Origin of the sequence: Caballeronia glathei (assembly GCF_000698595.1) — a bacterium.
GTDB classification, from domain to species: Bacteria; Pseudomonadota; Gammaproteobacteria; order Burkholderiales; family Burkholderiaceae; genus Caballeronia; species Caballeronia glathei.
This window is the reverse complement of the sequence record NZ_JFHC01000133.1, coordinates 1-10,155: the sequence shown is the minus strand read 5'-3', so window position 1 is coordinate 10,155 and position 10,155 is coordinate 1. Positions and strand designations below refer to the sequence as shown.

Genomic DNA, 10,155 nt, shown 5'->3' with positions numbered 1-10,155 from the left:
GAATTCGTTTTTCGGGGGCAAGCTCAGTCCTCGATGACGACAAGGATCAGCTAACCCACCTTAGCCAAGGTGATGTTGCGAAGCTGTATCTCGCAGCCTACACCGGTATGGACGAAAGTTCCTTTGCGCAAATCGCAGGTGCGTGGATGAGCACTGCACGCAATGCCCACTTCAAACGACGGTACGTCGATCTGGTCTATCAGCCGCAACTCGAGTTACTGACCTTCCTTCGAGCGCAGGGTTTCAAGACCTTTCTGGTTTCCGGAGGCGATGTGGACTTTCTGCGCGGATTCGCGCTGAAGAACTATGGCATCACGCCAGACCAGGTGATTGGCAGCACCGTGCAGTACGCTTACACGGCTGAGAACGGTAAGCCAACCATCCAGCGACTGGGCACGTTTGGCGTTATCAACAATGGATCGCAGAAAGCAATCAGCATTCAACTCCATATTGGACTCACGCCCATCCTGGCTTTCGGAAATGCCGACGGAGATGAGCCGATGCTGGCCATGACTGCGGCCAACAAGAAGCCGCATCTCGTCCTGATTCTGCACCACGATGATGGCGCGAGGGAGGTTGCCTACGACAGAGAGGAATCTGCGTCATTCGGGCGTCTGAACGCGCTGCTTGATGAAGCGGCCAGCCGCCATTGGCAAGTGGTCAGTATGAGACGTGACTTCAAGACGCTATTCCCCTCGACGCCCGCGTTCAAGTGAGGTCCATTGTCTACCTGATCACGATGCGGGCAATTGCGGGAGCCTGGAGCGCGTTGAACATGATTCGTCACGATCCCGCGGATCTCAAGATGCTCCACCGCGTGGAACTCATGCGGTACCGGAGGCGGGCTTGCGCCTTTTCTTCCGCTTCACTGCATCGTCGCCATTCGCGCCAAGCGCTGCCAGCACTGTTTTCATCGCCTGAAGCACTTCTTTGGAAAGCGCTGGATCCGCCTTGTGCACACCACGTGCCACGGCGACCGCGCCGATCAAAGCCGCCGTGATCGAGAGCGCCCGTTCCCGCGTAGACGCCTCGATAGTGCCTGGCCCCTGCGTGCGCTCAATCGCTTCTGCAATTTTTTCGAACCCTTGAGCAAACGGAGCGCTGATGCTGCTGTCCTGGCGTCCGATCTCGCTTGCGGAGGCTGCCATCGCGCACATATGTGCTGGATCGTCCCGCGTCGAGGTCGACAAGTAGTAGTCTAGAAAATCGTCGAGTGCCGGACCACCACCATCCCCCAACGACATGAGATGTTCGAAGCCAAGCTCTTGCCCGTACGCCAATGCCTCGGCCGCAAGCGCCTGCTTGGTTGGAAACTGCGCATATAGCGCGCCATGCGTAAGTCCAGCTTGCTTGCAGATTTCCGCGACGCCTACACCGTCTATGCCGTGTTCCCGGAACAGCCTGCTCGCGGTTCGAATCAGGTTCGATCGGTTTTCCGCCGCCTTTTCCTTGGTCACTTTCATTACGGAAATCTCCTGACGAAATCTTCAACGCATATGATTGTACCGGCATCCTCCTATAATGGTTACGGTCACAATCAACGCGCTTCGCTGCCGAACCTGGAGCGCGCTACATGGGGATTCATTTCACAACAGGCGCATTCGCCTCGTAACTTTGCCTGACGTGCGACAGAGCAAATCCTGAGCGTTCTATGTTCCGGTAAGAAGGCCCCGCTATTTCACCAGCCGCAGGGGCGCCAGTCTGCACGGCAAACGTCCGTGCGCCCAGCGCGGTGCCATCGGCAAGACGTCGCGCGATGAGTCCGCCTTGCGCGCCGTTGCCGCGGTATCGTGGCATCGTCGCGGCCACTCCGAGCCACGCCGCACTACCGATGACGTACATTGCGGCACCGGCAACTGCCATGTCCTCGTCATACGCCAGATAGGTCAGCCAGTTTTCGCGATCCGCCAGGCGACCAAGCCATGACGAAAACGAAGGGGGTAATCCGTAGCCGGCCTCGATGACACGTCCAAACTGTGATGCGGCTTCACCGCCGACCTGCCTGATCTCCAGATCGCCATTGACAGTCGGCACCGGCGCGGCATCCGTCCGCCAAAACTGCGCCATGCCACCGCCGCGCTTGTGAAACCCTGCCTCACGAAGCGTTGCCTCGAGATGATCCGGTTCGCCAGCGCGCGTGTCGATTGCGCAAGTGGGATGACAGTTGTCTCCCAGCCAGGACATGGCTATACAAAGCGTATCTGGTGTAATCGACTCCTTCCCCCTGGGAAGAACGAATCGATTGAAGAGAGACGCACCGATGCCCTTCATCGCGAAACCCGCGCCTGCCGGGGTTTCAATGTAGGCCAACCCGACCTTGGCCGAGAATTCGGCGGGCGCAGCCTTGTACATATCAAGCCAGGCGCGTGCTTCCAGTTCATCAAGCGCCGCGGCGTTAACCGCGATTGAGTCGCTTGTCTCCGTAGCTCCATTCATGCCCGGGCTCCTGCAATATCTATCTAATAACGTACCAGTGGCTTCGCGATCCTGGCATATTCCGCGCACCGTGACTGGACATATTGTCGGGCGCCCAGAGACCTGCGATCACTCGATCGCAGGCGGATACAAATAGTCTGCATGCTCGCTCGAGAGACGCCGCTTGATCGCTTGCGTTCCTTCATCGGCAAAGACTTCTTCAAGACCGCCCTCCAGTGCATCGAGCGTTGCCGAGGCAACACGATCGGGACTGCTCTTCCTCATGTCGAATCCGTGGGTCATATCGGTATCGAGAAAGCCGACATGAAGCCCCAGTACTTGCGTTCCCTTTTCCCGCAGTTCTACCCGAAGCGCATTGGTGTAACTCCAGGCTGCAGACTTGCTCGCGGAATACGCGGCGAGCATCGGTCGCGAGAACCAGCTTGCATCCGACAACACGTTGACAATGGCACCGCTGCCGTTGGCGAGCAAGAAGGGCGCGAACGCCTGGGTCGTCAGGATTACGCCGTAGAAGTTGGTCTCGAAGACCTCGCGAGCCGCCCCAACGAGCGCGGAATCAAGCGTGCTTTCCATTACCCGGGCGACGCCGGCATTGTTGATCAGCAGTGTCGTATCCGTGCATTGCGCGGCCGCGGCTGCCACGGATATGGGGTCGGTTACATCGATTCTGATTGGCACCACTCCCGGCACACTGACTTCTTCCGGACGACGCACGCCCGCATAGACCTTCCTCGCTCCACGGGCCAATAGTTCCTGGGTGAAAGCGAGTCCGAGCCCTCGATTCGCCCCGGTAACAAACACGACTGAGTCATCGATCTGCATGAATCCCCCTATGAAATGCACGTTTGGATGTCTGGAATGTGCATCGAAGCCACATCCGGTCCGCTACAGGCAATAGAACCAATCCCCTTGAAACATCCACGCGGTCGCCGCTCGCGCTCCGACAGCACTCGCGGACCGCGTAATCATTACGTACGCAATTATTGACGCGCTCAATCATAACGACCGCAATCATTACCGTCAAGCTGCAATATCGGGGCCGCGCGGTGAGTCCCGATTGATCGACCAGGATGGTCGTAGAGCGAGACAAGCGCTCACGAGACGTAAGCCAGTTCGGTCATCATTCCCGTCTCCATGTGATAGAGGTTGTGACAGTGGAGCAGCCACCGACCTGCGTTATCCGCATCAAACGCCACCGTCACCTTGGATAGCGGAGGCACATGAACGGTGTCGCGCCGTGCGCCGGAGAATGATCTTCCGTTCAAGCTGACTACCTGAAAATGGTGTCCGTGCAAATGCATCGGATGGGACATCATTGTCAGGTTGTGGAACGTGATGGCCACGCGCTGTCCGGCGTGAACGCGAACGGCGTCGCGGTTCTCCCAGCGCTTGCCGTTGATCGTCCATGCATAAGGTTTCATGGACCCGCCCAGCATCAGCATGAACGTGGCGTCGACGGGGCGAGGTGCTAACGGCTGCAAGGCGGACAGCCTCAGCTCCTGATCAAAGGTCACGGGACCCGATTCCAGGGTGGCAAGGTTAGGGATCTTCTCCAACGTCGCATTGGAGGTGGCGAGCACGATCCCCGTCTGATTTCTTGATCCCTCGCGCAGCGCGAGGACCGGCCATGCCCCTCCGCTTGCGGGAAGATCGGCGAGAATGTCGATTCGTTGCGCCATTGCGAGACTAAAGCGTTTGCCTTGCAACGGCTGAACAGGGTTTCCGTCCACCGCGATCAATGTCCCATTCAACGCACCCAGGTCGATGTGAAAGTTGGTAGATGACGCACCGTTGATTATTCTCAATCGCACGCGCCCGCCTCTTTCCACCCGGACCACCTCTGGATCGCTGAGCGTGCGCGAATTCGCCAGATAGGCATCGAAGTCGACATCGTTCAAGTCCATTTTTGCGCCTGTGGCAGAACCGGACATGTCCATCTTCATGTGCATGTCGCCACCGGCCTCCATCGGCTTGGCGCCTTGCAATTCCATCCCGTGAGTGTCCGCATGAGCCGACATTGGTTGCGCCGCTCCGCCACCCGTCAACCTTTGCAGGACGAGAGCCGGGTCACCGAACATGAAGTCTTCCAGGAAGATCGTCACTTCCTGCGTGTCTGCCTTCACTTCGTCCTGCGTTCGCACGATCAACGGCGCGGCAAGCAGATTCTGATGCTGAAGACCCTGGTGGGAATGCATCCAGTGCGTGCCTGCGCGCGGCACGAAATCATAGGACCGGAGCTCTGAAGGCTGGACCAGCGGCACGCCAAACTCGGCGATGCCGTCTTGATCCGGCCGGGGCGTTTGACCATGCCAGTGCACAGTGGTCGGCTCGCTCAAATGGTTATCCAGATCGACGACAAAGCGTTCACCTGGGTCAAGAAAGATGCCGCGTGTGCCATCAGGCTGATGCAGCCCGAAAACGGTTGCCTCTTTGCCGTCAACCAGGATGGAACGGCGATCGACGATAAGACGCTGCGTCGCCGCCTTGGTCTCCCGGCCCTTCGAAGGCGAACCCGAAAACCATCCGGTGCAAGCGGACAGCCCCGAAATTCCAGCGATAGAAGCCGCAATGAAAGTGCGACGGGTCATCATATGAACATCTCCTTCATGAGAAACCTCTTCCAGAGGAACGAATGGTGTAGCTTAGGCCTGTGACTGGCCGCAGGCATCGCACGAAGCCAGATCGAGGAGGATCGGGCACTCCGGACGATCGTCTCCATGGCAGGTTTCGATCAGAGCCTCCAACGTTTCGCTCATTGCCGTCAGCTCATTGATTTTCTGATTCAGTGTCGCGATGTGCTCCGCCGCCAGTGCCTTCACCTCACCGCTTGCCCGTTCCCGATCCTGCCAGAGGGTAAGTAGCCTTCGGACCTCCTCCAGCGAGAATCCCAGGTTTCGCGCGCGCCTTATGAAAGCAAGCGTGTGAAGGTCGTCTTGCGTATAGATCCGATAACCGCTTTCGCTGCGACGTGCCGCCGCCAGCAAACCAATGGACTCGTAGTAGCGAATCATCTTTGCGCTCAGGCCCGTGCCTTTGGCTGCATGTCCAATATTCATTTTGCCTCTCCTTCAATTTCCCGGTTCATACCAAACTCACTCGATATCCTTCGGCTTCCACGACTTGAGCAGCAACGCATTGCTCACCACGCATACACTGGACAAGGCCATCGCAGCGCCGGCCAATACCGGATTGAGCAAACCAAACGCCGCCAGAGGAATACCGATCAGGTTGTAGATGAACGCCCAAAACAGGTTCTGCCGAATCTTGCCGTATGTCTTGCGGCTGATCTCCAACGCCGCAGGAATCAGACGCGGATCACCGCGCATCAGCGTGATGCCGGCAGCGTGCATCGCGACGTCAGTGCCGCCGCCCATCGCAATTCCGATGTCCGCTGCGGCGAGCGCAGGGGCGTCGTTGATACCGTCTCCCACCATTGCCACCACACCGGTCTTCTTCAACTCGATAACTTTCGCAGCCTTGTCTTCAGGGAGGACTTCCGCATATACATCATTGATTCCCAATGCCTGCGCAACGACGCGGGCGCTACCCCAGTTGTCACCTGTCAGAAGGTGGCTGCCGATACTGCGTGCCTTCAGCTTCTGGATCGCCTGCTGAGACCCCTCTTTCAGCGTATCGCCGAAAGCGAACAGACCGACAACGGCTGGTTGCGTGCCTCGCTCGATCAGCCACGACAAAGTGCGACCCTCGGCTTCCCAGGCGCGCGCCGAATCCGCCAGGACTCCCGCGGCCAGACCGCTTTCCTCCAGCAGCCGGCGATTGCCGAGTGCGAGATCGCGACCCCGTACTTTGCCTGCGATGCCGCGACCGGCAAGCGAGCGGCTGTCCGCGAGTTCCGGCAGAGTCAGCTTGTGCTCGCTGCACGCGTTCAGGACGGCTTTTGCGAGCGGATGTTCGCTGCCACGCTGCAACGCCCCTGCCAGTTGCAGCAGTTCATCTTCATTGCCATTGACCGCGCTGAGATGAGCGATACGTGGGGCTCCCGACGTCAAAGTGCCAGTCTTGTCAAAAACGACAGACGTGACTTCATGGGCTCGCTCGAGAGACTCGGCATCCTTGATCAAAATGCCGAACTTCGCCGCCACGCCCGTGCCGGCCATGATCGCCGTTGGCGTTGCAAGGCCCAGAGCACAAGGACACGCGATCACGAGCAAAGCCACAGCATTGATCACTGCGGTCTCAAGCGAAGCGCCCGCGAGCAACCAGCCTGCAAGGGTAATAACAGCCAGCAGAAGAACCGTTGGAACGAAGATCTGGCTGACTTTGTCCACCAGCTTCTGAATTGGCGCCTTGGCTGCTTGCGCATCCTCCACCATGCGGATGATCCTTGCGAGCACCGTCTCGGCACCGAGCGCGCGGGTCTTGACCACGAGCCGACCTTCACCGTTGATCGCTCCGCCTGTGACCGTGTCGCCCGGCTGCTTTGGTACAGGCAAGCTCTCGCCGCTGATCAGCGCTTCATCGGCGTGACTACGGCCCTCGACCACTGCGCCGTCGACCGGAAAGCGCTCTCCCGGCTTGACGATGACAATGTCATCGACATGCAGCGCGCTGATCGCAACCTCGCGCTCTTCGCCGTCGATCCACTGAATCGCACGTTCGGGACGCAGCGCCTCGAGGGCGCGAATCGCGCTGGCGGTCTGGCGTTTCGCGCGGCTCTCGAGGTATTTACCCAGGAGGACCAGCGCAATCACGACCGCGGATGCCTCGAAGTAGAGGTGCGGCATGCTTCCCGGTGCCGCGGAAGCCCAGCCATAGACACTCAGCCCGTAACCGGCGCTGGTACCCAAAGCTACCAGCAGATCCATATTTCCGGCGCGAGCACGCACCGCCTTCCATGCCGCGACATAGAATCGGGCGCCGAGGATGAATTGCACCGGCGTAGCCAGCGCGAACTGGGCCCACGTGGGCAGCATCCAGTGCAAGCCGAACGGTTGAAGCACCATCGGCACGACGAGCGGTATCGACAAGGCGATCGCCAACAGCAGCGACCAGCGTTCGCGGGTCAGGTGCTGCGAACGGATGTCGGCGGCAGCCTCGGCATCCCTTACCGGACTTGCGGTGTAGCCCGCCTTTGCAACGGCGGCGATGAGCGTTGCGAAATCGACCGTCCCGATCGTTTCAATATGTGCTCGCTCGTTGGCAAGGTTGACGCTCACGCTCTTCACCAGAGGTACCTTGCCGAGTGCGCGCTCCACACGACCCACGCAGGACGCGCACGTCATGCCGCTAATCTCAAGTTCGACGCGCGCATTGGGAACAGCGTAGCCAGCTGCGTCGACGGCCTCGATCAATGCTGGAAGGCTCTCGGCCGGCGCCAGTAACCGCACCTGTTCAGTTGCGAAATTGACGTTGACGTTGGACGCCCCGCTGACCTGGCTCAAGGCGCGCTCGACGCGGCCCGCGCAGCTGGCGCAGGTCATCCCGGAGATCGGCAGATCGAAGGTGACTGATTCAGACATGGCTGGCCTCCCCGGAGTCAGCGTCCTTGGCAGGGTACACCGTGTAGCCGGCTTCCTCGACGGCAGCCGTCAGCGCGCCGTGATCTATCGCGTCGACTGCTTCGACATAGGCATGCGATGCGGCAAGATCGACCGATACCGCTCTCACGGAGGGAACATCGCGCAGCGCCTCTTCGACATGACGCGCACAGGAGGCGCATTTCATTCCCTCGATCACAAGCTCTACGTGGGTGGGCCGCACAGCTTCCGCTACAACCTCCGCACCCACCGCAGAGCGCGAGACGGGTTCCGCACTCCGTCTATCAGGGGCGGCGCTGCCGTCGACACCCTGAATCTCCCGGCCCGCAAACATCCCGTCGATCGAATTGTCAAAGCTGTCATACGTCATACTTAAATACAGTGAATCGAAGTTAGAAAGCTCGGAACTAGACATGGAAACTCTCCTTGAGTGGTATGTCTTCGAGGATCAGCCTTTCCATTGTTGGAATGTCAAGCGCCATCCAATGCCTTTCTCTAAAGCGAGCGTCGTAACCTCCGGACCATTTCCTTTCCCGAACTTGTTGATAACCGAATTCACTCTCTAAGCTTTTCAGAGTCGGAGTCCCTGCTGGCGCGCCTTAGCGACTACCGGCACCTGCGTGCGACAGCGTGCGAGGTACGTGCAACTCACGGTAATACCCCGCGAAATAGAAATGACTATTCTCGTGATGAGAACAGTCCCGGGTTCAAACGCCGCTCATGACCGCGCAACCGCCGTGTTTGCCTGGATCACCTAGAAATGCGCGATCGAACACGCATCCTTTAAAAACCGGTTTAGTGCCTGCGCTGCGGGAGACTCCTCGTGATTCATGTTTCTCACAATTCCCAATTCCATCGGCGGCACGACATCAGTGATTGGCCGCGTTTCGATCTTCCGCCCATCCAACGTCCAAGGTCGAAATACGAGGTCGGCCAGAATCGTGACGCCAAGTCCGAGCCCGACAAAGCTCCGAACAGCCTCCATCGACTCCGTTTCCAGCAGCACATTCGGGGCCCTATGTTGCTTCCTCCAATAGCGCGACGCCGATTCACCTGATTCGTCAACCGTCAATTTCACGAGCGGATACTCTGATATCTCCTTTAGCGAGACTTCAGATGCCAGGCAAAGGGGGTGATCCGTCGAAGTCCATAGCTGGCGCCTGGATCGAACCAGCGTATCTATGACCAACCCCTCCTTCCGCGACAGATTGGAGCTAACCGCGATGACGACGTCGATGTCGTTATCGACCCGGTGTAACCTGTCTTCCAGGGCCGGACGGATCATCTCGACAAGCTTCAACTCGATCTTGGGGTGAGTTCTCCGAAATCGGGCGAGATACGGCGCAAGGAAATACCCCATGACTGTGCCAGTCGCTGCGATCCGGACGGTGCCTGAGATATCGTACGTGTGCATCGTTGGTGCACGGGTCGCATCCCGCAGGGTGCTCAGCACCGCTTGAGCATGTTCGAGAAAGTGGCGACCCTCCGCTGTGAGCGCGACCCCATGCGGCCTGCGCTCGAACAGTTTTACCCCCAGCATGGATTCCAGTCGGCCTATCGTCGTCGTTATTGCAGTCTGCGATACGTGAACCGCGTGAGCCGCAAGCGAAAATTGTCCCGATTGTGCAGCGGCCAGGAAATAGCGGAGATGTCGGGTAGAGATGTCTCTCGTAGTCATTTGCCTTTCTAAGATACACGAGTCACCGCGAAAGCGACTTTTGAGTACAAGGTGCCTTCACCGGCAGAACAGTTCTCACAAGAATTGCACCCCACTGCTGCCTCTCGATGAACCATGACGTCTCGCTTCTCCTCTCAAATAACGTTGCACCAACCTGAGCGCACGCAGCGTTGACGGACCACGCAATTTCAAATTCGCTAAGAGACTCTGTCACATAGCAGGCCATTGCTAAGAAATCTTGAATAAGATCTATGTATCGTCGTCTGTCTTGACTTGTTAACAACATAACTAATCATCTATTCCTCGAACCAGAAAAAATGCCGCACTACTCGGGCTCTTACCGATGAACATTCTGAGAATGTGAGGCTCTCATTCCATCGACTGCCGCCCTGGTGACAGTTCAAGGAACGAGTGTGATAAAGCTTCAGGGAAGGCTGCGGCGCTTTCGATCGAACGCCAGGCATCGGATATTCATTCTGTGAATAGCAGGTGTCTAAACAAAATGCTTTTCAGCCGTCTGAACCGCCCCGGATTTGGTGGAGG

At 58.2% G+C, this 10,155-nt stretch carries 9 protein-coding genes; 1 reads left to right on the top strand and 8 read right to left on the bottom strand.

Annotation, left to right across the window (positions count from 1 at the left end):
• Window positions 1–716, top strand: a 716-nt coding sequence (locus BG61_RS36875) for an HAD family hydrolase (RefSeq protein ID WP_035943072.1), incomplete at its 5' end; no start/stop codon positions are given.
• 108 nt (window positions 717–824) lie between these two features.
• Here the strand turns inward: BG61_RS36875 and BG61_RS36870 are convergent.
• The 8 genes from BG61_RS36870 to BG61_RS36835 form a co-directional block, all read right to left on the bottom strand.
• A complete protein-coding gene (locus BG61_RS36870) occupies window positions 825–1,463 on the bottom strand; it encodes a TetR/AcrR family transcriptional regulator (RefSeq protein ID WP_051673052.1) in 639 nt (212 codons plus the stop codon).
• A 118-nt stretch (window positions 1,464–1,581) separates the two neighbouring features.
• Window positions 1,582–2,436: a GNAT family N-acetyltransferase gene (locus BG61_RS36865; RefSeq protein ID WP_035931775.1), complete on the bottom strand. Its 855-nt coding sequence runs from the start codon at window positions 2,434–2,436 to the stop codon at window positions 1,582–1,584.
• A 108-nt stretch (window positions 2,437–2,544) separates the two neighbouring features.
• On the bottom strand, window positions 2,545–3,258 hold the full coding sequence (locus BG61_RS36860) for an SDR family oxidoreductase (protein ID WP_035931762.1): 714 nt from the start codon (window positions 3,256–3,258) through the stop codon (window positions 2,545–2,547).
• Window positions 3,259–3,530: 272 nt separating this feature from the next.
• The gene (locus BG61_RS36855; RefSeq protein WP_035931750.1) at window positions 3,531–5,027 is read right to left on the bottom strand and encodes a multicopper oxidase family protein; all 1,497 of its coding nucleotides are present in this window, start codon (window positions 5,025–5,027) and stop codon (window positions 3,531–3,533) included.
• A 51-nt stretch (window positions 5,028–5,078) separates the two neighbouring features.
• On the bottom strand, window positions 5,079–5,492 hold the full coding sequence (gene cueR / locus BG61_RS36850) for a Cu(I)-responsive transcriptional regulator (RefSeq protein ID WP_035931737.1): 414 nt from the start codon (window positions 5,490–5,492) through the stop codon (window positions 5,079–5,081).
• Window positions 5,493–5,528: 36 nt separating this feature from the next.
• Complete coding sequence (locus BG61_RS36845) at window positions 5,529–7,916, bottom strand: heavy metal translocating P-type ATPase (protein WP_035931726.1); 2,388 nt, start codon at window positions 7,914–7,916, stop codon at window positions 5,529–5,531.
• Entirely contained in the window at window positions 7,909–8,349 is a 441-nt protein-coding gene (locus BG61_RS39590; protein WP_051673051.1) for a heavy-metal-associated domain-containing protein, read from the bottom strand. The genes BG61_RS36845 and BG61_RS39590 overlap by 8 nt, the downstream gene beginning before the upstream one ends.
• Window positions 8,350–8,688: 339 nt before the next feature.
• The gene (locus tag BG61_RS36835; protein ID WP_035931712.1) at window positions 8,689–9,612 is read right to left on the bottom strand and encodes a LysR substrate-binding domain-containing protein; all 924 of its coding nucleotides are present in this window, start codon (window positions 9,610–9,612) and stop codon (window positions 8,689–8,691) included.
• Window positions 9,613–10,155: the final 543 nt, after the last annotated feature.

What these genes read in the sequence shown, in the direction of transcription:
- BG61_RS36870 (WP_051673052.1), bottom strand. Translation starts at nt 1,463, where the DNA reads ATGAAAGTGACCAAGGAAAAGGCGGCGGAAAACCGATCGAACCTGATT.
- BG61_RS36865 (WP_035931775.1), bottom strand. Translation starts at nt 2,436, where the DNA reads ATGAATGGAGCTACGGAGACAAGCGACTCAATCGCGGTTAACGCCGCG.
- BG61_RS36860 (WP_035931762.1), bottom strand. Translation starts at nt 3,258, where the DNA reads ATGCAGATCGATGACTCAGTCGTGTTTGTTACCGGGGCGAATCGAGGG.
- BG61_RS36855 (WP_035931750.1), bottom strand. Translation starts at nt 5,027, where the DNA reads ATGATGACCCGTCGCACTTTCATTGCGGCTTCTATCGCTGGAATTTCG.
- cueR (WP_035931737.1), bottom strand. Translation starts at nt 5,492, where the DNA reads ATGAATATTGGACATGCAGCCAAAGGCACGGGCCTGAGCGCAAAGATG.
- BG61_RS36845 (WP_035931726.1), bottom strand. Translation starts at nt 7,916, where the DNA reads ATGTCTGAATCAGTCACCTTCGATCTGCCGATCTCCGGGATGACCTGC.
- BG61_RS39590 (WP_051673051.1), bottom strand. Translation starts at nt 8,349, where the DNA reads ATGTCTAGTTCCGAGCTTTCTAACTTCGATTCACTGTATTTAAGTATG.
- BG61_RS36835 (WP_035931712.1), bottom strand. Translation starts at nt 9,612, where the DNA reads ATGACTACGAGAGACATCTCTACCCGACATCTCCGCTATTTCCTGGCC.